Annotated in this window: 22 protein-coding genes; 10 read left to right on the top strand and 12 right to left on the bottom strand. The window is 62.1% G+C overall.

The window, feature by feature from the left end; all coding sequences use genetic code 11:
* The first annotated feature begins 318 nt into the window (after nucleotides 1–318).
* Nucleotides 319–534 (top strand): hypothetical protein, encoded by a 216-nt coding sequence (locus tag I9018_RS19920; RefSeq protein ID WP_241107317.1) that lies wholly within the window; start codon nucleotides 319–321, stop codon nucleotides 532–534.
* Between the two features lie 175 nt (nucleotides 535–709).
* Here I9018_RS19920 and I9018_RS19915 read toward each other — a convergent pair whose 3' ends face one another.
* Entirely contained in the window at nucleotides 710–1,465 is a 756-nt protein-coding gene (locus I9018_RS19915) for a hypothetical protein (protein WP_241107316.1), read from the bottom strand.
* A 631-nt stretch (nucleotides 1,466–2,096) separates the two neighbouring features.
* Between I9018_RS19915 and I9018_RS19910 the strand changes: the two genes are divergently transcribed.
* From I9018_RS19910 to I9018_RS19885, 6 genes are all read left to right on the top strand, one after another.
* The gene (locus I9018_RS19910) at nucleotides 2,097–2,354 is read left to right on the top strand and encodes a hypothetical protein (protein WP_241107315.1); all 258 of its coding nucleotides are present in this window, start codon (nucleotides 2,097–2,099) and stop codon (nucleotides 2,352–2,354) included.
* A complete protein-coding gene (locus I9018_RS19905; protein WP_241107314.1) occupies nucleotides 2,345–3,112 on the top strand; it encodes an HWE histidine kinase domain-containing protein in 768 nt (255 codons plus the stop codon). The genes I9018_RS19910 and I9018_RS19905 overlap by 10 nt, the downstream gene beginning before the upstream one ends.
* 121 nt (nucleotides 3,113–3,233) lie before the next feature.
* Nucleotides 3,234–4,361: a plasmid partitioning protein gene (locus tag I9018_RS19900; protein ID WP_241107313.1), complete on the top strand. Its 1,128-nt coding sequence runs from the start codon at nucleotides 3,234–3,236 to the stop codon at nucleotides 4,359–4,361.
* Nucleotides 4,362–4,591: 230 nt separating this feature from the next.
* Entirely contained in the window at nucleotides 4,592–5,836 is a 1,245-nt protein-coding gene (gene kynU / locus I9018_RS19895; protein ID WP_241107312.1) for a kynureninase, read from the top strand.
* Between the two features lie 31 nt (nucleotides 5,837–5,867).
* Nucleotides 5,868–7,286: an amino acid permease gene (locus I9018_RS19890; protein ID WP_068578601.1), complete on the top strand. Its 1,419-nt coding sequence runs from the start codon at nucleotides 5,868–5,870 to the stop codon at nucleotides 7,284–7,286.
* A 213-nt stretch (nucleotides 7,287–7,499) separates the two neighbouring features.
* Nucleotides 7,500–8,822 carry an OprD family porin gene (locus I9018_RS19885; protein WP_241107311.1) on the top strand — a complete coding sequence of 441 codons (1,323 nt, stop codon included), beginning with the start codon at nucleotides 7,500–7,502 and terminating at the stop codon, nucleotides 8,820–8,822.
* An 83-nt stretch (nucleotides 8,823–8,905) separates the two neighbouring features.
* Here I9018_RS19885 and I9018_RS19880 read toward each other — a convergent pair whose 3' ends face one another.
* The 11 genes from I9018_RS19880 to I9018_RS19830 all read right to left on the bottom strand — a co-directional run bounded on the left by I9018_RS19880 (nucleotide 8,906) and on the right by I9018_RS19830 (nucleotide 19,225).
* Nucleotides 8,906–9,313, bottom strand: coding sequence for a hypothetical protein (locus I9018_RS19880; protein WP_241107310.1), 408 nt, complete (start codon nucleotides 9,311–9,313; stop codon nucleotides 8,906–8,908).
* Nucleotides 9,314–9,506: 193 nt separating this feature from the next.
* Nucleotides 9,507–10,850, bottom strand: a complete 1,344-nt coding sequence (locus I9018_RS19875; RefSeq protein ID WP_068578596.1) for an MFS transporter — start codon at nucleotides 10,848–10,850, stop codon at nucleotides 9,507–9,509.
* A gap of 251 nt (nucleotides 10,851–11,101) precedes the next feature.
* Nucleotides 11,102–12,091: an amidohydrolase family protein gene (locus tag I9018_RS19870; protein WP_241107309.1), complete on the bottom strand. Its 990-nt coding sequence runs from the start codon at nucleotides 12,089–12,091 to the stop codon at nucleotides 11,102–11,104.
* Complete coding sequence (locus I9018_RS19865; RefSeq protein ID WP_241107308.1) at nucleotides 12,088–12,660, bottom strand: 3-hydroxyanthranilate 3,4-dioxygenase; 573 nt, start codon at nucleotides 12,658–12,660, stop codon at nucleotides 12,088–12,090. Before I9018_RS19865 ends, I9018_RS19870 begins: the two co-directional genes overlap by 4 nt.
* A gap of 2 nt (nucleotides 12,661–12,662) precedes the next feature.
* Nucleotides 12,663–13,097 (bottom strand): RidA family protein, encoded by a 435-nt coding sequence (locus I9018_RS19860; RefSeq protein WP_068578590.1) that lies wholly within the window; start codon nucleotides 13,095–13,097, stop codon nucleotides 12,663–12,665.
* A complete protein-coding gene (locus I9018_RS19855) occupies nucleotides 13,094–13,885 on the bottom strand; it encodes a fumarylacetoacetate hydrolase family protein (protein ID WP_241107307.1) in 792 nt (263 codons plus the stop codon). The genes I9018_RS19860 and I9018_RS19855 overlap by 4 nt, the downstream gene beginning before the upstream one ends.
* Entirely contained in the window at nucleotides 13,882–14,916 is a 1,035-nt protein-coding gene (gene dmpG / locus I9018_RS19850; protein WP_241107306.1) for a 4-hydroxy-2-oxovalerate aldolase, read from the bottom strand. The genes I9018_RS19855 and dmpG overlap by 4 nt, the downstream gene beginning before the upstream one ends.
* A 12-nt stretch (nucleotides 14,917–14,928) precedes the next feature.
* On the bottom strand, nucleotides 14,929–15,867 hold the full coding sequence (locus I9018_RS19845; protein ID WP_068578206.1) for an acetaldehyde dehydrogenase (acetylating): 939 nt from the start codon (nucleotides 15,865–15,867) through the stop codon (nucleotides 14,929–14,931).
* Nucleotides 15,868–15,880: 13 nt separating this feature from the next.
* Entirely contained in the window at nucleotides 15,881–16,693 is an 813-nt protein-coding gene (locus I9018_RS19840; protein WP_241107305.1) for a fumarylacetoacetate hydrolase family protein, read from the bottom strand.
* A 10-nt stretch (nucleotides 16,694–16,703) separates the two neighbouring features.
* On the bottom strand, nucleotides 16,704–18,164 hold the full coding sequence (locus I9018_RS19835) for a 2-hydroxymuconic semialdehyde dehydrogenase (RefSeq protein ID WP_068578202.1): 1,461 nt from the start codon (nucleotides 18,162–18,164) through the stop codon (nucleotides 16,704–16,706).
* A 101-nt stretch (nucleotides 18,165–18,265) separates the two neighbouring features.
* Entirely contained in the window at nucleotides 18,266–19,225 is a 960-nt protein-coding gene (locus tag I9018_RS19830) for a LysR substrate-binding domain-containing protein (RefSeq protein ID WP_068578200.1), read from the bottom strand.
* 202 nt (nucleotides 19,226–19,427) lie between these two features.
* Between I9018_RS19830 and I9018_RS19825 the strand changes: the two genes are divergently transcribed.
* The 3 genes from I9018_RS19825 to mnmH are packed head-to-tail and all read left to right on the top strand — an operon-like array spanning nucleotide 19,428 to nucleotide 21,971.
* A complete protein-coding gene (locus I9018_RS19825; protein WP_241107304.1) occupies nucleotides 19,428–19,793 on the top strand; it encodes a nuclear transport factor 2 family protein in 366 nt (121 codons plus the stop codon).
* Nucleotides 19,794–19,836: 43 nt separating this feature from the next.
* A complete protein-coding gene (gene selD / locus I9018_RS19820) occupies nucleotides 19,837–20,871 on the top strand; it encodes a selenide, water dikinase SelD (protein WP_068578195.1) in 1,035 nt (344 codons plus the stop codon).
* Nucleotides 20,871–21,971 carry a tRNA 2-selenouridine(34) synthase MnmH gene (gene mnmH, locus I9018_RS19815; RefSeq protein WP_241107303.1) on the top strand — a complete coding sequence of 367 codons (1,101 nt, stop codon included), beginning with the start codon at nucleotides 20,871–20,873 and terminating at the stop codon, nucleotides 21,969–21,971. The genes selD and mnmH overlap by 1 nt, the downstream gene beginning before the upstream one ends.
* Nucleotides 21,972–22,100 lie beyond the last annotated feature (129 nt).

The following is a 22,100-nucleotide window of genomic DNA, read 5'->3' as shown; positions in this document are numbered from 1 at the left end:
ACTGACAGGCCGTGCTAGTTGCCTCGGATCGTTCTTCTCAATATTAAAAATATTATGGTATTTGAATGGTATTGGCTCGCAATTAACTTGATTGCTGAAAAGCTGAACTTGCCTTGTTGCAAGTTGTCGTGGCCTCCGATCATCTTATGAGGTATTGAAATAAAATTGTAACAATCCAGAGTGAGTATGCCTAAAGGAGCGGATTGCCTGGAATGGCGATGTTCAGGTCTTCTCAAGTTGGAATGTGGTGTGGGAAGCAATGTAGTAGGGTTTAATAATAAGCCCGGGTTTACCGTGGGCATGGCCAGGATAGAAATCATGGGTGATGAACAGCGTCAGGTCAGGATCATGACCGCCTTGCAATTAATAATTAATGCACCTGATGCCATGCGAATCCACACGGCGGCGGCCTATGCCCATGGCTATATCGATGGTCTATTTGATGAAGGACAACTTTCGGTGCAGTCTGCCCAGGATTTGAAGTGGGTGGCGCAGATGCGTCGTGATAAACGACTGTCGGATTTGGACGTGTAGATGAAGGTAGATGTTGACGTTATTTGTTGGCTGAGCGAGTGGTCATGTTAATTATTAAAAAGACCAATTTCAGGTGGTCTTGAATAAGATTTTATTTGTTGGCTTGATTGATTTTGGTTTTTATAGTGGGAGCAGTTGTATCGGTAGGTTGTGTTCTGCTGTTTTCTGAAGTTGGTCAAGGCGCCAAGAAGCCGGTATCTACTATGATCCCCTCGTCGAACGGAAGAAGTCGAGCGTTGGGAGTGTTATGTTTGATGGCGCATTTGTCTTTGCCAGCTGTCAGCCTGGCTTTTGTCGATGCGCTGGAAAACTCTTTGCCATCTTTAAAGAATATCGGATTGTATACCCTGAAAGTCGCTGCAGGAACGCAGTCTCGTTTGGCTGGATCTTTATCGTTGAACCTGGTCCATTCGGTGAAGTGTACGAGATTACGATTTAACTGTTCCCATGAGGCTGGGGTTAGATACTCACCGATAATTACGTCTTTATTGGCTTCTACATCATGCAGCAGACCACGCCAAAGGGTATCGCCGCTGACAGTGGTGTTTATTTTTTCGACAAACAATTTATATTTTTTTTGTGGCTCGAATGGATATAAAACCCTGCATGAAACTCCGTCTCCACCATCAGCGCCATTATTGCAGTTGGCGTGCGTGGATGTCACACCTTTTCCAAAGGCCGAAAATATGACCAGGTTCTTGGATAGCGATTCCCGGGGTTGTATTCCGATGTATAAAGTGTGTTGTCCCTTGTTGGAATAAAGGGAGTATGCCCAGAAGTAGCCTTTTTTAGGCGGGTTCTTTTCTATATACATTTGCCCTTCAAATTTGTCGAAGTTATTTTCAGCTGATGCTCGATAATGTATCTCTGGGTCCGCCAGTGCGGATGATGTAAGAGTTAGTGCTGATAATGCCAGGATCTGTAATTTCATTTTATTAGCTCCTTGTGGTGTTTTGGTTGCGTTGTCTTCCTGTGCTGCTCTGAAAAATATGATGAATTTCCATTTCAATTTTATTGCAAAACACGCTATGACGTAGCGTTGAGTTAGGGTGCAGAAGATTTGCGCTGTCTTGGGCGAGAGAGTGATTCCATGTTTCTTGTGGGTATTAGGAACTTTTCCTGATCAAGGCTGGTAATTTTTATACTGTCTTGAAGGTCTTGAATATTGTGCTCAAACCCATCGGACAGTCACTTATAGGGTTGTGGTGAGTGGTCAAGGTATTCGGAGGAATTCAAAACTGTCAAAAGTTCGAGGCGTCTAGCTTCGCGGATAATCAATTTCTCAAGCGAAACAAGTAATTTAGGGATAAATTTTTTTGAGCGTTTGTTCGGTTTTTCAGTTGCTCTTGCTGTATTCAGGGTCTGAATCTGCACTTATAGTCAAGCTGCGGGATTTCGTCGGTGCCAGTATGAGTAAGTAGGATGAGTGATGTCTGTAACAAAGGCGGAAAATGCCACGCATGCTGATTGTACATTGGGCTTATTGCTGATGGCTGTCATATTTTTGTCATATGAACTCTTGGCTATTTAGTTAGGGTTTGTTGTTTGGGTAGTCAAGGAATATGAAGAAATACCACGGCAAAGCGGGCGATCCGGGCATTGAGCCATCTATTGTCGATATACAACGCGCGATGCTGGATGCCACCCCGGATTGCATTAAAGTACTGACACCTGAAGGTGTGCTTCTGGCAATGAGCGAGTCTGGATGCATGGCACTCCAGATACCGCAGTCGAAGGTCAAGGGCATGCTTTGGGTGCCGTTGCTTCCTCTCTCGACTCATGGTGCTGCCAATGAGGCCCTTGCCTTGCCTTGGCTTTGACAGGAGTCTGTGCTCGTTTTTCAGGCTACAGCGATGCTCATGGGAAAGTCATCTATTGGGACAACCTGCTGACCCCGACCCTAGATCAACAGGGGCGGGTACATAGCATCGTGTGCGTGTCTCGTGATGTAACCGAACAGGTGTCGTTACAGCGAGAACTGAATCAAGCGCTGGTGCGTGAACAACTACTGACAGGCGAAAGGCTGCACCGAATCAAAAACCTGTTCACCGTGGTCGATGCGGTGCTCATGATGGCCGACAGGGAAGCCCGGGCAACCGACGCTCTGGAACGGTTGGGCAAGATCGCGGCTGACAAGCTGCGGGCGTTGGCCAGGGTCTATACCTGGGTCCTGGATGCAGAAGATGCCACGGATGTGGAAATGGCGGCGCTCATCGGCTCCGTACTGCAACCGTTTGGCGCTCAATGCCGGTTCAGCGGCACGGCCGAGCATGTCCCCGGAGCGTTGGCCAACCTGCTGGCGCTACTGCTTCATGAGCTGGTGACCAACTCGGTGAAACATGGTGCCCTCAGCATCGCCGAGGGTGAGATCGACATCCGCTGGGAGAGCCATGATGGCTTGTTGAACCTCGACTGGACCGAGAAGGGTGGGCCGGCGATTGCTGCCCCGCCGACCCGGTATGGCTATGGCTGCGAGCTGATCGATGAGCTGGCGATTGTCGCCAGGGGAGCGATCAAGCGTGACTGGCACCCGGATGGGTTGCGAGTTGGATTGAGGCTTTCATTGGCGGGTCAGTAGGCTCGCATCAGCACTTGCACAAGGCCTGAGCCGCTGGCGCTCACCGCGTTGATCGATGGTGTCCCCAAAGTAAAGCCGACCTGGCTCCCTTCGTTCCTTTTCTATGAGGTGAAGTGGGACGATGGAGTACAACGCGGGCAATCAAGCAGCGCACCACAGCCGATGTATTGGGCTGGCTGGATACCGACCAGCGACCACGATCAGCTTTGTGGGCGAGCGCTCCTCACAGCACTTGACTATCAGGTACGGCGCCTTTGTGCCGGGCTCGGATGACCGCATTATCAGCCTGGCCAAGCGACTTACAGCGCCGATCCGACGAGGTTTGCGTTTACCACAGGGTGTGCGACTACCTCGGATGCCCACGGTGGAAACGAACTTCCCGCGCCTGTTGGCGCCCCACTGGAAGGAGCTTGAAATGTATCGTCGCCCAGACTGTTATCGTGTTTCCACTTGGATCCTGCTGCTCGCTGCATTGTTGGGTAACGTGGCATGGGCGCAGTCGCGCTGTACCGATACGCCAGAACGAGTGCGCTGTACCCATCAGACCGCCTGGATCGATTCGAGCGAAATCGTCAAGCGGCGTGTTACCTACCAATTACCTCTGGGAACGCCGCCGCCGAACGGCTGGCCAGTGGTGCTGATTTACCAGGGTTCGTTCTTTCCGCTGAAAGATTTCAACTATCACAGACTCATGCCAGCGGGGGGGTACTACGAAGGCAAGTTGGTGCAGACATTGCTTGATCATGGTTATGCGGTGGTGGCGCCGATGGCACCAGTCGGTTTGTTTTGGGAGACCAACCTGCCTGGCCTGGGTAGTAACTACGAGCGCAGCAGCGATTACAGATTCCTTGGCAATGTGTTTGCAGCTATCGCCGCCGGTCAGTTCGGCCCACTCGACCCCCGGCGCCGCTACGCCACCGGTATTTCCAGCGGCGGCTACAACACCAGCCGAATGGCAGTCTCCTTCCCTGGACAGTTCCGCGCGCTTGCCATCCAGTCCGGTTCCTATGCCACTTGTAGCGGCTTGGTGTGCGTGGTCCCTGACATATTGCCGGCCGATCATCCGGCGACGTTATTCCTGCATGGTTCCGCTGATCTCATAGTTCCGCTCAGGACAATGGATCTGTATTACGCCCGCTTGCAGGCGCAAGGTATCGAGACCAATCGGTTTATCGAGCGTAAGGGTGGGCACGCGTGGTTCTCCAGTTCGCCCAGACGTATCCGGGCCTGGTTCGATGCACATCCCTGAACGTTGTAGTGATGCTGGCAGGCTTAAGCAGAGTGATGTCGTAATCAGTCCCGGGCGACCTGGGAAGCGCCTCCCGTTGTGATTGCAGCGAGAGCCTGGCCATTACCTTACGGAATACACGGCGGCTTCTTTTCTATTATCCAGTAATGACAACCCTGGCTAGGATCTGGACAGCCTGGCGGCCGTTGTCGCCGTCCAGGCGCCACAACAATAAATGCCGAAGGATAGTCATGAGCAATTCCACGCCCTGTCGCCTGGACCAGGTCCAACAACTGGATGAGTCCGATCCACTGGCCTTTTGTCGCCAGCGCTTTGCCCTGCCGCAACACAAGATCTACCTGGACGGTAACTCCCTGGGGGCGATGCCGGCCCATGTGCCCGCGCGAATCGAGCAAGTCCTCAAGGAGGAATGGGCCCAGGGGCTGATCAACTCCTGGAACGATGCCGACTGGTATCCGGCACCGCAACGCACCGGAGCGCGCATTGCGCATCTGGTCGGTGCCCAGGCGCATGAAGTGATCGTTGCCGACTCGACCTCGATCAACCTGTTCAAGGTGCTGGTGGCCGCGTTGCGCATGCAGCCGCAACGTCGGGTGATCCTGGCGGAAAACGGCAATTTCCCCACCGATGTCTACATCGCCCAGGGAGTCTCGGAATTGACGGGATGCCAGTTGCAGTGCGTCGATCCCGAGCAGGTGATGGAGGCCCTCAGTGAAGAGGTGGCGGTGCTCTCGCTGACCCATGTCAACTTCAAGTCCGGCCGCCGCTACGATATGGCGGCCATTACCGCCCGTGCCCATGAGTTGGGGGTCCTGGTGGTCTGGGACCTGTGTCATTCCGCCGGAGCCATGCCGGTCCGCCTGAATGCGGCGGGCGCCGACTTTGCCGTAGGCTGCGGCTACAAGTACCTCAATGGCGGGCCCGGGGCTCCGGCTTTCGTCTTTGTTGCCGAGCGCCATATCCCTCGTTTGCGCCAGCCGCTCACAGGTTGGCATGGCCATGCCAAACCCTTCGACTTCACCCATGAATACCAACCGCATCCGAGCCTGGACCGGATGCTGGTGGGCACTGCGCCACAGTTGGGAGTGCTGGCCCTGGAAGCGGCCCTGGAAGCGTTCGATGGGGTCGACCTGCAGGTACTGCGAGCCAAGAGCGAGGCCTTGACCGAATTGTTCATCACTCTCTGCGACCAGCAGTTGCAGGGCCTGGGTGTGACGCTGTGCACGCCCAGGCAGGCCGAACAGCGCGGCAGCCAGGTCTCCCTGAGCCACCCCCAGGCCTATCCGGTCATGCAGGCCCTGATTGCCCGGGGCATCGTCGGTGACTTCCGTGCACCGGACATCCTGCGTTTTGGTTTTGCACCGCTGTACAACCGTTACCAAGAGGTGTGGGAGTGCGTGGGGGCACTGCGGGAAATCCTCGTGAGCGGCGAGTGGAACCAGCCGCAGTTCCTGGCCCGTAAATCGGTGACCTGACCCCAGTGCCTAGCCTTGGAGCAAGCGTGTCATGACAAAAACAACACACACCTTCAAACAAGTGGCAGACCGTGAGAAAGGCCTCAAGCAAACCTTGAGCAGCGGCCAATTGTCGATGATCGCCATTGGCGGGGCCATCGGTACCGGGCTGTTCCTGGGTAGCAGTTTTGCCATCGGTTTCGCCGGGCCCAGCGTGCTGGTGAGCTATGGCATCGGCGCGGTGATCGCGCTGTTGCTGATGGGGTGCCTGGCGGAAATGACCGTGCGTCACCCGACTTCCGGGTCTTTCGGTTCGTTTGCCGAGTTTTATGTGGCGCCCTGGTTCGGCTTCGCCATGCGTTACGCCTACTGGGCTTCCATCGTGTTCGCCGTGGGCACGGAAATCACCGCCGCGGCGATGTACATGAAGTTCTGGTATCCGGATGTGCCGGGAGGCTATTGGATGCTGGGCTTCTCCCTGGCGCTGATCCTGGCCAACGCCTTCAGCGTCAAGGTCTTCGGCAGCATCGAGTACCTGTTCTCGCTGCTCAAGCTGTGCGCCATCGTTGCCTTCATCCTGTTGGGGGCCTGGGTGGTGTATGACGCGCCCATGGAGTCAGGTATCGGCCTGGCCAACTACAGTAATGACCGGGGCTTCTTTCCCAATGGCGTCTGGGGCACCTGGGTCGCAGTGATCGTGGCCTTCTTCAGCTACCTGAGCATCGAAATGATCGCGGTAGCGGCGGGCGAGGCCAAGGACCCCGAACGCGCTGTGACGCGGGCGTTTCGCATTACCGTGGTGCGCCTGGTGGTGTTCTACCTGCTGACCATCGCCCTGGTCTTGGCCATCGTGCCCTGGGCGCGCAATACCGGCGGAGAAAGCCCCTTCGTCATGGTCATGGCGGCCAGCGGCATCCCTTATGCCGGTGGGGTGATCAATGCAGTGATCCTGGTGGCGGCGCTGTCGGCGATGAACAGCCAGCTGTACATCACCACCCGGCTGATGTTCAGCCTGTCCCGGGCTGGCCAGGCACCGGCGATGTTTGGTCGCCTGAGCCGCAATGGCGTGCCACTGGCGGCGCTGTTGCTGTCATCCCTGGGCATTGCCCTGGCCACCTTGTTGTACCTGGCCTATGCCGAGCAAGCCTTTACGCTGATGATGTCGATCGCGATGTTCGGGGCCATGTTCACCTGGGCCGGGATCTTCCTCACTCACTTGTGCTTCCGTCGCCAGCAGGGCAGCGAACCCCTGGCCTTCAAGCTCTGGGGCTACCCCTGGACCAGCCTCGGTGGCCTGTTGCTGATGTTGGCGGTGATGGTCACGACGTTGTTCACCGAACCGTTCTTCCTGACCCTGGTCTGCGGGTTGCCCTTCCTGGGGCTGATCCTGTCGATCTACTACCTGCGTTTTCGCGGCAAGCGGGCCCTTGACGCCCAAGCCCCCAAGCCGCTGCCGCTGCGACAACCCTGAGCGGTACTGCCCCTGTAGACGCCAGCGAACCTGCGAAGGCCGTAAAGCACCGTTGCCCTGCGAGTCGTACACGGCCAGGGGCAGCGGCTGGACGAGCGCGCTGGCATCACTTCCTGGATCGCTCGGTTCCGGTGGCTCCATGCCCACCAAGGGAGCCGCGCGGCTGCACTGCATCACCCACGACAAAAACAATAAATCACCAGAGGTTTTGCCATGCTCCATGTCTCGCGTTCTCTATCGCCATTGCTGTTGCCGCTATTGGGCTGCTTGCCCTGGACAACCCAGGCTGCCGAGTCGGGATTCATCGAGGACAGTCACCTGAGCGTGCTGGCCCGCAACTACTATTTCAATCGCAGCATTCAGGATGGTCGCGCGGATCGTAAGGATTGGACCCAGGGTTTTATCGGTCGCTTCAGTTCGGGGTTCACCCAGGGCTCCGTTGGCGTGGGCGTGGATGCCTTTGCCTTTCTGGGACTCAAGCTGGATGCCTCCGGCGGCAAGACCGGCACCTACAATTTGCCGATCCACGACAACGGCAAGCCGGCAGACGAATACTCCAAAGCCGGTGCCGCGCTCAAGATCAAGGTCTCCAACAGTGTGCTGCGCTATGGCGAGCAATCGGTGGATACCCCGGTGTTCGCTATCGGTCACAACCGCTTGATCCCGCAAACCGCCACCGGCTTTGCCCTGGATAGCCAGGAACTGGACCGGCTCAAGCTGCAGGCCGGGCACTTCACATCGGCCACCGGTCATGTCACCACCAACAGCAGTGGTGATCTGTGGGCGTTCTATAGCGGTGTCACCACCCCTTCGGTGGACTACGCCGGTGGCCAGTACCAGTTCACCCGGGACCTGGGTGCCAGTCTCTATGTTGCGCGCTTCCAGGACATCTGGAACCAGTACTACGCCAACCTCAACGGCCGCACCGACTTGGGGGAAGGGCAGCAGGCCGGCTTCGACCTCAACCTGTATCGCACCCTCGACACTGGCCGCTCCAAGGCCGGGGCCATCGACAACACCACGCTGGGCGCTGCGGTGTTCTATGGCCTGGGCGCTCACCGTATGACCCTTGCCTTGCAGAACGTCGATGGCAACACCCCGTTCGACTACCTGGGGGTCGGTGACCTGGATCGCAACGGTCGCAACGGCCGCGACCAGGGCGCCTCGATCTACCTGCCCAACTCGGTGCAGTACTCGGACTTCAACGGGCCCAACGAACGCTCCTGGCAACTGCGCTACGACCTGTCCCTGGCCAGTCATGGCGTGCCGGGCTTGAACCTGATGACCCGTTACCTGCGGGGCTCCGGGATCGACGGCACGCACACCCCGGCCGGCAGCGCCTACGCCGGGATGTATGGCAAGGATGGGGTGCATCGGGAGATCAACGTCGAGGCACGCTATGTGGTGCAGAGCGGCCCCTGGAAGGACCTGAGCCTGCGCCTGCGCCAGACCTGGCACCGGGCGAATGTGGCCCAGGGCGAGGGCAATATGGATGAGTTCCGGCTGATCACCGACTACCCGATCGATATCTTCTGAAGACACACCTGAAACGCCCGCTGCCGTCGCCTCGCGAGGGGCGCGGCATTGTCAGCTCCTGGAGTCGATGCCGCAGCGAGGGCCTAGGGGATTGCCGCGGCTTTTTTCTTGACGAGCGCTGCACCCATGACCAACATCTCGGGCAGGTCCTTGCGCTGCTCTGGCGAGGCCAGGCCCAGATGCTGGTCACCTTGCCAGAGCTCCCCCGCCACGACTCTCAGGTCGAGTCCGGTTTGCGATGCTCGCAGCGCTTCATGGCCCACCCAGTGCCAGCGCTGCTTTCGTACCGCTGTCTTCGAGGTGTAGAGCCTTAGTGCGAATGTGTCCGCCAGTTCGTCGGGCAGTTGCCGGGTGCTGACGCAGTTGGCATACAGGCCCAGCAGGATCGTGTCCTTGTAGCGGTGTGAAACGTACAGCACCTTCGCCGGCCGGAAACCCTCGCTGAGAGGGATCAGCACGATGTCGCCGGCGATTGTTTGTCTAGTGCTCATGGCCCAGGCCCTTTTTAGTCGTTGATCGAGCGGCTTGTCGCTGCTCGGACCGTGATGCTGCTGCGCAGTATTGCTATTTCTGCGCGCAGTACCAACCCTGGATCTTGCTATCAGGGCGCCGATGGCTGAAACAGGCTACGAGCATTGGCCGGGCTTGATCGCGGCGCTGGCCAGGAGGCCGCTGGAGCCTGGTTCAAGCCGTGGGCTCGATCTCGGCTTGTGGCTTTTGCCGAATGCGGTTCATCAGCCCCAACGCCAGCCCAGCCAGCAGGACCGGGGTGGCAATCCACAGGAAGAAGTGCTCCAGGCTCCCGGCATTGCTGAAGATCCAGCCCCCCAGCATCGAGCCGGTAATCGAGCCCGCACGCCCGGCCGCCAGGGCCCAGGCCACGCCTGTGGCCCGGGAGGCAGTGGGGTAGAGGGTAGCGGCCACCACGCTGAGATTGTTCAGGGTGCCGGTGAGGCTGAAACCGGCGAGGAAGACGATGACCAGGGTGCCGACAGCGCCGTGCAGTTGACTGCCGGTCAGGGCCAGGGCCGCCGCCGCGCCCAGGCACAGCCAGGGCAGGATGCGCAGGGCGCCGATGCGATCCATCAGCAGCGCCATGGCAATACCGCCCAGCACCCCGCCAAAAGGGATCATCGCGCTGATCCGGGCTGCGTTGGCGGTGTTATAGCCGCTGGCGTGCAATACCGTGGGCAGCCAGCTGGTCAGCAGGTAGAACACCAGCAGACAGCAGAAGAAGGTCAGCCAGAGCAGCAGGGTGCGGGTCATCTGGCCCTGGCTGAACAGGGCCGATAATGGCGAGCGCCCTAGGCTGGCCGGAGCGTCCCCGGCAAAGCGCACCTGCTGCCAGTCGGTTTCACCGCTGATCCGCTCGACGATGCGGCGCAGGGCCACGGCATGGCGCGGGTTGTTGGCCATGAAGCACACCGATTCCGGCAGGGCAAAATACAACACGGGCCACAACAGCAAAGGGGCGATGCCACCGATGACCAGCAGGCCCTGCCAGCCCACCGTGGGCAGCAGTGCCCCGGCCACGCCACCCCCCAGGGCCAGGCCCAGGGTGAAGCCGGAATAGCTCAGGGTCACCAGCAGCATGCGGCGTCTCGCCGGGGAATATTCCGAGCTCAGGGTGATGCAATTGGGCAGCACGCCGCCCAGGCCGATGCCTGTGATGCAGCGCAGGCCGGCCAGTACCTCGATCGACGGCGACAGTGCCGAAGCCAGGGTGCCCAGGGCAAAGATCAGCACGCAGATCAGCAGCACGCTCTTGCGCCCAAGGCGGTCGGCCAGGGGCCCGAAGCAGAAGCTGCCCAACAGCATGCCGAACAATCCCGCGCCGAAGGCCGGGGCCAGTTGCGCCCGTTCGATGCCCCAGTTCCGGATCAGTTCCGGGGCGATATAGCCGATGGCCGCGGTGTCGAAACCGTCCATCACAAGGATCAGGAAACACAACAGCAACACCCGTATCTGCAGAGCAGAAACCGGGCTGCGATCGATGATCTCGCAAGGGTTTTGCGTACGCTGGTGCATGGTGGCTCCTTATTGTTGGTGTTCTGGGCGCAGCACTCGCCAACCCGGACTCTGGGAACCGCCGGATGGGGCTTTTGGGCATTTTTTAAGGCAGCCTTCTCACCACGACAGGCTCCGGCTTGCGGCCAACCCGGTTTTCGACCATGGCCAGCCCCTTGGCCCTGGCAGGTTCCCTGGGCCACTGTTGAAGGGCTGCTGGTGCCGGCTTCCTGGGTAGCGCAGGTGCTGCCGGGAATGAGAGGGGCGTGGAGTCAGTGCAGGTTGAAGAACGCCTGGGCATTGCCGCCGAGAATCCGCGACTTGTCGGCTTCGGCCAGGGTCGGGTGGTGCGCCACGCCGCTGCCGATCTGCTGTTCGCCGAGGGGGAAGGGCGAGTCGGAGCCGAGCATCACCCGCTCGCTGCCCATGACCTCCACCAGCAATTGCAGGGCGCCGGGGTCGAATACCGCGGAGTCAACGAAGAAGCGCTTGACGTAGCTCGACGGTAACTGCGGACAGTCTTGGCGGACGATGTCGCGATGGCGCCAGGCGTTGTCCACCCGTCCCAGGAGAAAGGCGAAACCGCCACCGCCATGGGCAAAGCAGATACGCAGGGACTTAGGCAGGCGTTCGAAGGCTCCGGAGAGAATCAGCGAGAGGATGCCCAGCTGGGTCTCCGCGGGCATCGCCACCAGCCATGGCAGCATCCATTTGCGCATGCGCTCGCCGCCCATCATGTCCCAGGGATGGACCAGCACCGGAATGTCGTTGCGCCCGCAGTGATCGAGGAAAGACACCAGGTGCTCCTGATCCAGGTCGTGATTGCCCACGTGGTTGCCGATCTGCACGCCGACGTGACCGATGGCCCGTGCCCGGCTGGCTTCGGCGCAGGCCGCCTCCAGGTCCTGCAGCGGCACCTGGGCCAGGACCTTGAGCCGCGACTCATGGCCGACGGTCATCTGCATGGCCCGGTCGTTCATGCGCTGGGCCCAGGGCAGGGCCCGTTCGATCGGTGCGTCGTAGCCGAACATCACCGGCGTGGCGCACATGATCTGGATGTCCAGGCCTTGTTCATCCAGGTGCTCGATACGCCGGGCCGGGTCCCAGAGCACGTCATGCACTGGGCGAAAGGGCTTGTCGCCGACCATGATCTGGCCCTTGGCGCCATCCTTGTGCAGCCAGGGCGCGCGTAGTGGGTCCAGGTGCGCGGCCTCGTCCTGGGTGATGGCGGGGAAGAAGTGCGAATGCATGTCGATTTTCATGGGCAGGTCACTGTCTTGAGCGTTCGGTGCCAGGTTTGCCAGTCGCGGCCCGGATGGATTTCGCCGCAGCCGGTACAGCGACGTTGCTGGTCACTGCTGGAGTAGAAGGTTTCGTAGAGGGGCGGCAGGTCGTCGACGATGCTCCGCAACTGCAGCTCGTGGCGCTGGATCAATGTGCCGCAGTGAGCGCAGGACCATTGCAGCGCATCGAGCATTCCCGCTGGCCGTTGGCGCTCCACCACCAGGCACAGGCTGCCGGGCTCCGGGCGCTGGGGGGAGTGGATGACGTGGGGTGCCATCAGGTAGAGGTCGCCTTCGCGCAGATCGATGCGCTCGTAGCGGCCGCGATCCCAGATGTTCAGGTAGGCGTTGCCCTTGAACTGGTAGAAGAACTCTTCCATGGGGTCGTCGTGGAAATCGGTACGCTGGTTCGGGCCACCCACCACCGTGACCATGAAGTCGGCGTCTTGCCAGATCTGGCGATTGCCCACCGGTGGCTGTAGCAAGTGCGCGTGTTCATCGAGCCAGCGGTTGAAGTTAAGCGGGGCGCTGTAGTGATGTTTGTCCATTGTTATTGTTCTCGGCGATTGAGCGGGGCATAGGCCACCGCCTTGATTTCGATGCGCAGGTGCGGATGCGGCAATTGGTGCACGGCCACGGTGGTGCGGGTCGGGCCCTGCTCGTCGAAGTACTGCGCATAGACCTGGTTGTAGGGACCGAAGTCGTTCATGTCCACCAGGAATGCGCTGATTTCCACCAGGTCCTGCAGGCCGGCGTTCTCGCTGGCGAGAATGTCGCGGATGTTCTCGATCACGGCCCGGGTCTGGGCGCGAATGTCCAGTGCGGTGGTGCCCAGGGCATCCACCTCGACGCCTTCGAAGCTGTTGTCCGGACGTCGCGAACTGGTGCCGGAAACGAACAACAGGTCGCCGGCGCGCTTGATATGGGGAAAACGTCCCCGGGGCTGGGCCTTGCCGGGTACCAGGGTGGCGCGCTTGCTGGTCATGGGCGCTCTCCCCGGGAATGGCCGCTGCAACTGAAGGCGCATTCGCCATAACCGGCGATCTCCACCTGGATATGGGCTCCAGGGGACAAGGCCACGGCGGCAGTGGCGGCGCCCGCCATGATCAGGCTACCGGCGGGCAGGCTGATACCCGCCTGGGCCAGCAGGAGCGAGGCTTGCACCACGCTACGCAGCGGATGCCCGAGAATCGCCGCGGTGGAGCCGGCCTCCACCAGCGCGCCGTCCAGGCGCATCAGCACCCCGGCATTGGCCAGGGTCGAGAAATCCCGGGACCAGGGGCCCACCACCAGCCCGGCCGATGAGCAGTTGTCCGCGATCACGTCTTCCAGGCTGAACCTGAACGCTTCGTACCTGGAGTCGATGATCTCGATGGCCGGGGCCACGGCCTCCAGATAGTCCACGGCTTCGAGCTGGGTCAGGGGTCGGTCGATGACGCGACGGGTCAGGAAGCACAATTCCGGCTCGGCTCGCGGATGGATATAGCGATCGAGGCCCAAGGTGCCGCCATCCTCTTCCAGCATCGCGTCGGTGAGCCAGCCCCAGATCAGGCTGTCGACCCCCATCTGGGCCATCTTGGCCCGGCTGGTGAATCCGAGCTTGAGGCCGATCGAGCGTTCACCATCGGCGTAGCGGCGGGCCATGGAGGCGCGCTGGATGTCATAGGCCTGCGCCAGGTCGAATGGCGTGTGCTGGCTGAACTGGGGCAGCGGGCGGGCAGTGCGCGCGGCCTGGTCGAGGGCGTGGGCGATGGGTTCTAGATCAAGGCTCATGGGCGGGACTCCCGGGCAGCGAGCAGGTCGAGGGCAACGTCGACGATCATGTCTTCCTGGCCGCCGACCATGCGGCGGCGGCCGAGCTCCACCAGGATGTCGACGGTTTTGAGCTGGTATTTGCGGGCGGCCACTTCGGCATGGCGCAGGAAGCTGGAATAGACCCCGGCGTAGCCCAGGGCCAGGGTTTCGCGATCGACCTGCACCGGACGATCCTGCAGCGGCCGTACCAGGTCATCGGCGGCGTCCATCAGGCGATACAGGTCGGTGCCATGGTTCCAGCCCAGCTTGTCGGCGGCGGCAATGAACACCTCCAGCGGCGCATTGCCCGCCCCGGCCCCCATGCCGGCGAGGCTGGCGTCGATGCGCTGGCAGCCTTCCTCCACGGCCACCAGGGAGTTGGCCACGCCCAGGCCGAGGTTGTGGTGGGCGTGCATGCCGGTGGCGGTGTCCGGCTTGAGCGTGGCCTTGAGGGCGCGAAAGCGCAGGCGGATGTCCTGCATGTTCATGGCGCCGCCGGAGTCCACCACGTAGATGCAGGTGGCGCCGTAGCTTTCCATTTTCCGGGCTTGGAGCGTGAGGTTCTCCGGGCTGGTCATGTGGCTCATCATGAGGAAGCCCACGGTGTCCATGCCCAGTTCCCGGGCACATTCGATGTGCTGGCGCGAGACATCGGCCTCGGTGCAATGGGTGGCCACCCGCACCACCCGGGCACCGGCGCGATAGGCCGCCTTGAGGTCATGCACGGTGCCGATGCCGGGCAGCAGCAGGGTGGCGATGCGGGCGTGATGCAGGACGTCGGCAGCGGCTTCGATCCATTCCAGGTCGGTATGGGCGCCGAAACCGTAGTTGAAGCTGGAGCCCTGCAGGCCATCGCCGTGGGCCACCTCGATGCTGTCGACCCGAGCGGCATCCAGGGCCCGGGCGATGGCCTGGACCTGATCCAGGCTGTACTGGTGGCGGATGGCGTGCATGCCGTCACGCAGGGTCACATCCGAGATGTAGAGCTTGTTGCCGGGGGTTGAGGTCATGGCGAAGCTCCTTCAGCGATTGAGCATGGACTGGGCCATGCGCTCGGCGGTGGCCAGCGCGGCGCAGGTCATGATGTCGAGGTTGCCGGCGTAGGCGGGCAAGTAGTGGGCGGCACCCTCGACCTCCAGGAACACCGAGGTCTTGAGTCCGCTGAAGTGCCCAAGGCCAGGGATCAGCAGCGGCGCAGAGGGTGGGACCGGGTCGAATTGCACCTGCTGCTTGAGTCGGTAGCCGGGCACATAGGCCTGCACGGCTTCGGCCATGGCGGCGATGGAGGCGGCGACCTCCTGCTGATCGGCGGCGGCCGATAGCACCAGCACCGTGTCGCGCATGATCAGGGGTGGTTCGGCCGGGTTCATGACGATGATGGCCTTGCCCCTGGCGGCACCACCGATGGTTTCGATGGCGTGGCGGGTGGTTTCGGTGAACTCGTCGATATTGGCCCGGGTGCCGGGGCCGGCGGACTTGCTGGCAATCGAGGCGACGATCTCGGCGTAGTGCACGGGGGCGACCCGGGAGATTGCAGCCACCATGGGAATGGTGGCCTGGCCGCCGCAGGTCACCATGTTCAGGTTAAGGCTGTCCAGGTGCTGTTCCAGGTTGACCACCGGGATGCAATAGGGGCCGATCGCCGCCGGGGTCAGGTCGATCAGGCGGATGCTGGGTTTGGCCTGGCGCAGTACGGCCTCGTGGTGCTGGTGGGCGGCGGCCGAGGTGGCGTCGAAGACGATGTCGATGGCGCTGAACTCGGGCATGCGCAGCAGCCCTTCGACGCCTTCGTGGGTAGTGGCTACGCCCAGGCGCCGGGCCCGCTCCAGGCCATCGGAGGCGGGGTCGATGCCGACCATGGCGGTCAGTTGCAGGTGCCGGGCCTGGCGCAGGATCTTCAGCATCAGGTCGGTGCCGATATTGCCCGAGCCGATGATCGCGGCCTTGAGGGTTGTGGTCATGATGGGCTCCGGTCTATTGGGCACTGGCGAAGGCGGCGCTGACGCTGCCCAGGCCCTGGATATGGGCGGTGAAGCGCTGCCCTGGCTTGGCCGCCACCATGGGGCCGAGGGCGCCGGTAAGCAGGATGTCGCCAGCACGCAGAGGCGTGCCCAGACGGACCAGCGTGTCGGCCAGCCACAGGGCGGCATTCAAGGGGTTGTCCAGGCATGCGGCGCCGACGCCCACCGAGACGGGTTCGCCGCCTTGGGTCATGCTCATGCCGCAACGCACCAGGTCGAGGCGGTCCAGGGACACAGGGCAACTGCCGAGGACGAACAACCCACTGGAAGCGTTGTCGGCGATGGTGTCGCTCAATTGGATATCCCACTGGGCAATGCGACTGCCGACGATCTCGATGGCCGGCAGGGCGAAGGCGGTGGCGCGGATCAGGTCGGCCAGGGTATGGCGCTCATGGGGCAGGTCGCGCTCCAGGACCAGGGCGACTTCGGCCTCGACCTTGGGTTGGCAGGTATCGCTCCAGGCGATGGGTTGGCCGTCGCCGCGCGCCATGTCGGCGAACAGCTGGCCAAAGTCCGGCTGGTCCACCCCCAGTTGTTTTTGCACGGCACGGGAGGTCAGGCCGATCTTGTGGCCCACCGGACGACGCCCGGCATCGATGGCCGCGCTGTTGTTGTAGCGCTGTACCTGGTAGGCCAGGTCGATCAGGGCGGACTGCGGCTGTTGCGCGGCGGCCCGGGCGATCAGCTCGCGTACCGGGGCGCAGGGTTGGCCGTCGAGTTGGGCCTGGCGCAAGCGGTGTGCCGCTTCGATCAGGTCTGCATGCATGTTGAGGCCCTCAAGGGTTGACGCAGATGGTGGTGATCTCGGAGTAGAAATCCAGGGAGTGGCGGCCGCCTTCGCGACCCAGGCCCGAGAGCCGGGTGCCGCCGAAGGGGGTGCGCAGGTCGCGCAGGAACCAGGTGTTGACCCAGACCATGCCGACGCGGAAACGCCGTGACAGCTGGTGGGCGCGCTTCAGGTCGCGGGTCCAGAGGGCCGTGGCCAGGCCGTAGGCCGAATCGTTGACCCGGCGTAGCACTTCTTCCTCGCTGTCGAACGGGGCGATGTGACAGACCGGGCCGAATATCTCTTCACGCAGGCAACGAGCGTGATCCGGCAGGTCGGTCCAGAGAGTGGGCTGGACGTAGGCGCCCTGGTCCCGGGCATCGCCAAAATGTGGGACAGCGCCGCCGCTGACCAAAGTCGCGCCTTCCTCCAGGGCCAGCTGGAAGTAGCCCAGGACCTTGTCCCGGTGCTTGTGGGAAATCAGCGAGCCCATGTTCACCCCGTCTTCGTCGGGGTAGCCGATTTTCAATTGCTCGGCCCCAGCCTTGAGGGCGGCGACGAAGCGCTCATAGATCGGCCGTTCGACGTAGACCCGCTCCGAGCACAGGCACACCTGGCCGGAGTTGGTGAAGCTGGAGCGCAACACTCCGGCGACCGCGGCGTCGAAATCGCAGTCGGCGAACACCACCGCGGCGTTCTTGCCTCCCAGTTCGAAGGACACCTCGCGCACGCCCTCGGCGGCGGCTTTCATGATGGTGGCACCGGTGCGCGATTCGCCGGTGAAGGTGATCGCGTCGACGTCTGGGTGGGTGGTGAGGAATTCTCCGGCCGAGTTCGGGCCGAAGCCGTGTACCAGGTTGAAGGCCCCGGCCGGTACTCCGGCCTCCTGCATCACCTCGGCCAGCAAGGTGGCCGTGGATGGGGTTTCTTCCGAAGGCTTGATCACCACCGAGTTGCCGCAGGCCAGGGCCGGGGCGACTTTCCAGGTCAGCAGCAACAGCGGCAGGTTCCAGGGGGAAATGATCGCTACCACGCCATGGGGCTTGCGCACGCTGTAGCTGAAGACGTCGTTGCCATCGGCGCTGCGCATTTCGAAGAGCTCGCTACCGGACTGGCGCAGCAGTTCGGCGAAGGTGCGAAAGTTCTGTACTGCCCGGGCCACGTCCAGGGTCCGGGCCTGCTGCACCGGGCGCCCGGTGTCGGCGACTTCGGCCGCGACGAATGCCTCGAAGCGGCGCTGGATACCGTTGGCGATGTCCAGCAACAGATCGGCGCGCTGGCTGGCGCTGTAGTGGGCCCAGGGGCCCGATTGCGCGGCCTTGGCCGCGGCTACCGCGCGTTCGACCAGGGGCCGGTCGGCCTCGCAGACCTGCCCCAGCAAGCGACCGTCTACAGGGGAGATATTGGCAAAGGTCTTGGTGCTGGCGACAAACTCGCCGTCGATGAAATGACGCAGCAGGGGAGTGGACACTTGAGCCTCCGAAACGTGGGTTTCGGGGCGAGTGTAGGAAGACCCGGTATTAGTGAATAATCAATATTAAGTGGTTGGGTATTAGTGTTTGGAATACTGGATCAGGCTGGGTGCTCTTCGGTGATGGATTGGTTTCGGGCCTGGTCCAGGCATTGGCGAAACAAGCGGGCGGCGGGTCCCAGCTTGCGCTGGGCGGAGCTGAAGCAGCCGATGTCGCCGAATTGCAGCGCGGTTCCCAGGTCGAAGGCCTTGAGCATGCCGGCCTGGATGAACTGTCGGGAGGCTTCGAATGGCATCAGTGCGACGGTGCGCTGGTCCTGCATCAGGGTGATGTTGGTCAGGATCGACAGCGACTCGGCGACGTTGTCCGGGGTCGGCAGTCCGTTATCGGCAAACAATCGATCGCAGGTGCGGCGTAGCAGTGAGTCGCGAGTCGGCAGCACCCAGGGGTAAGCGTGCAATTGCTGGAGGCTGACCGGCGCCTGGCGATGCATCGGGTGCCGGGCACCGGCGACGATGCTCAGGTCCTCGCGGTACAACACTTCGACTTCCAGGGCTTCGCTGCGCCATTGCCAGTCGTCTGGGACCCGGCCTACCACCAGGTCGACATCACCTACCGCGAGCGCCGGGAACAACTGGTCCATTTGCCCCACCCGCAGCGATACCAGCACGCCAGGGGCTTGTTGCTTGAGCAATTGAATGGCCCGGGGTAGCAACGAGGTGGAGGCCGAGATCAGGGTGCCCACCATCACGTGCCCCGAGGTGCCCTCCTGGAAGGCGTTGACCTCATCGGTCAGGGCCCGCAACTCCGCAAGAAGCGACTTGGCACGCTGCACCACCACCTGCCCCAGTTCGGTGGCGCTCACCCCCCGGTTGCTCCGGATCAGTAGCGGCGCCTCGAAGTAGGATTCCAGCTCATGGATGATCTTGGTCACCGCCGGTTGGGTCAGGTTCAGGGCCTGGGAGGCGCGGACCAGCGAGCCGCTTTGCAACACTTGTTCGAAGACCACCAATTGGTGGAACTTGAGCTTGCGGGCGATGGACTGGGTGCTGAACTTCATGGCGAGCTCCGTCAGCGCCTTGCCCGGCCAGGAGGAGGTGGCCTGGGGTGGCGCTTTTGTGTGTGGTGGGGCAATCAGGCCCGGGCAGGGCGCTGCAAGCCTAACCAAAGCCCGGGATCTTTGCATACCGTGCAGGCACCGGCCGCAGTACGGCGCAGGTGCTAGAGTGCGCTGTCCAGGCACGGCCAATACTGGGGGAAAGATGAATCTGTCCGAACACGTGTTGCTGCTCGAGCGTCGGTTGCAGGAAGCCGACGTACGGGGCGATCGCCAGGCACTGGATGCCTTGCTGGCTGATGATTTCCTCGAGTTCGGCGCCAGCGGCGGGCGCTGGAACAAGGCCCAGGTGCTCGCCAGCCTGGTGCAGGAGTCGTTTATCGAGCGGCACATCGAGCAGTTTGCCGTTCAGTGGCTGGCAGCCGACCTGGCCCAGGCCACCTACCTGTGCCATAACGCCGCAGGGCCCGGACGAGTGGCCAGCAGTGCCTGGCGCAGTTCGCTGTGGCGCTGTCGCGAAGGGCGCTGGCAGATGCTGTTCCACCAGGGGACGCCGCGACCGGGGGCCTGAGGGCTCTGCTAGAATCCCCGTCCCAGACTTGACGAGGTGCCCCATGAGCGAGCCGATTCGCCTGACCCAGTACAGCCACGGAGCCGGTTGTGGTTGCAAGATTTCGCCCCAGGTGCTGGAGGTCATCCTGGCCGGTAGCGGGGCGCAGAACCTCGATCCCAAGCTGTGGGTGGGCAACGCCTCGCGCGATGACGCGGCGGTCTACGCCATCGACGGTGAACGCGGGGTGGTCTCCACCACCGACTTCTTCATGCCCATCGTCGATGATCCCTTCGATTTCGGCCGCATTGCCGCCACCAATGCCATCAGCGACATCTACGCCATGGGTGGCGATCCCTTGATGGCCATCGCCATTCTCGGCTGGCCGGTGAACGTGCTGGCCCCGGAAGTCGCCCGCGAAGTGATCCGGGGCGGACGCGCAGTGTGCGATGCCGCGGGCATTCCCCTGGCGGGCGGCCACTCGATCGATGCCCCCGAGCCGATTTTCGGCCTGGCGGTGACGGGCCTGGTGGAAAAACGCTTTATGAAGCGCAACGACACCGCCACCGCCGGTTGCCTGCTGTACCTGACCAAGCCCCTGGGGATCGGCGTGCTCACCACCGCCGAGAAGAAAGGCAAGCTGCGCGATGCCGACGTCGGCCTGGCCCGTGACTGGATGTGCACCCTGAACAAGCCCGGCAGCCGCTTCGGCAAGCTCGAAGGGGTCACGGCGATGACCGACGTCACCGGCTTCGGCCTGCTCGGGCACCTGGTGGAAATGGCCGACGGCAGTGGCTTGACCGCGCGTATCCATTACGACCGCGTACCGCGTCTGCCCGGCGTCGAGTACTACCTGGACCAGGGTTGCGTGCCGGGCGGCACCTTGCGCAACTACAGCAGCTATGCCGACAAGGTCGGGCGTATCCAGGAGCTGCACAAACGGGTGCTGTGCGACCCGCAGACCAGCGGTGGACTGCTGGTGGCGGTGACGCCTGAGGGCAATGCCGAATTCCTCGCCCTGGCGGCGGAGCTGGGCCTGGAGCTGGCGCCTATTGGCGAGCTGCTGGAGCGACAGAGTCACGCGGTCGAGGTGTGCTGATGTCCCTGGACTACACCGATTACCGCGAGATCTTCCTCAACGACCGGCCGATGATGGACACCCGTGCGCCGATCGAATTCACCAAGGGCGCCTTTCCCGGGGTGCTCAACCTGCCGCTGATGACCGACCAGGAGCGCCAGCGGGTCGGCACCTGCTACAAGCAGCAGGGCCAGCAGGCGGCGATCGTCCTCGGGCACCAGCTGGTGTCCGGGGCGATCAAGGCCGAGCGCATCCAGGCCTGGGCCGATTTCGCCCGGGCCCACCCCGATGGCTTGTTGTACTGCTTCCGCGGCGGCTTGCGTTCGCAGATCGTCCAGCAGTGGCTGCGGGACGAGGCCGGCATCGACTACCCACGGGTGGGCGGTGGCTACAAGGCCATGCGGACCTTTCTCCTGGAAACCGTGGAGCAGGCCATGCAGCAGTGCGACTTCGTGCTGCTGGGAGGCATGACCGGCACCGGCAAGACCCAGGTGCTGGGGCAGTTGGATAACGCCCTGGACCTCGAAGGCCATGCCAACCACCGGGGTTCCAGCTTCGGCCGGCGTGCCACCGGGCAGCCGAGCAACATCGACTTCGAGAATCGCCTGGCAGTGGATGTGCTGAAGAAGCGCCAGCGTGGGCTGCAGGGCTTCGTCGTGGAAGACGAGAACCGCATGATCGGCAGTTGTGCCTTGCCACTTGTGCTGCATCAGGGCATGCAGGTGGCGCCCATGGTCTGGCTGGAGGATCGCCTGGAACACCGGGTGCAGCGGATTCTCCAGGACTATGTGGTGGACCTGTGCGCGGAGTTCGTGGCCGTGCACGGAGAGCAGGGCTTCGCGTTGTTTGCCCAGCGCCTGCTGGAGAGCTTGAACAAGATCCGCAAGCGCCTGGGTGGCGAGCGCCATCAGCGGCTGCTGGCGTTGATGGAGGCCGCTCTGGTCGAGCAGGGACGCAGTGGCGATGTGGAGCGCCACCGAGGCTGGATCGAGGGCCTGCTGAGCGAGTACTACGACCCGATGTATGCCTTCCAGCGCGAGAGCAAGGGGGCGCGCATCGAGTTCGTTGGCGACCATGGTGCCGTCCTCGATTACCTGCGCCAGCGCCCGTCTACCCTGTAGCTGCTGTCGAGCCTGCGAGGCTGCGCACGAGGGCGCAGTCCTCGCCAAACCTGCCAGTGAGTATTTTCGGGATGAGCGCGGTGCCTGCTTTGCGGGTGCTGCGTACCCGGTCGCAGCCGCGCTGGCGCT

The sequence above is a fragment of the Pseudomonas sp. MPFS genome, assembly GCF_022537035.1.
Classification (GTDB): Bacteria; Pseudomonadota; Gammaproteobacteria; order Pseudomonadales; family Pseudomonadaceae; genus Aquipseudomonas; species Aquipseudomonas sessilinigenes.
Note: the sequence above shows the minus strand (reverse complement) of the source record. Positions and strands in the feature narration are given on the sequence as shown.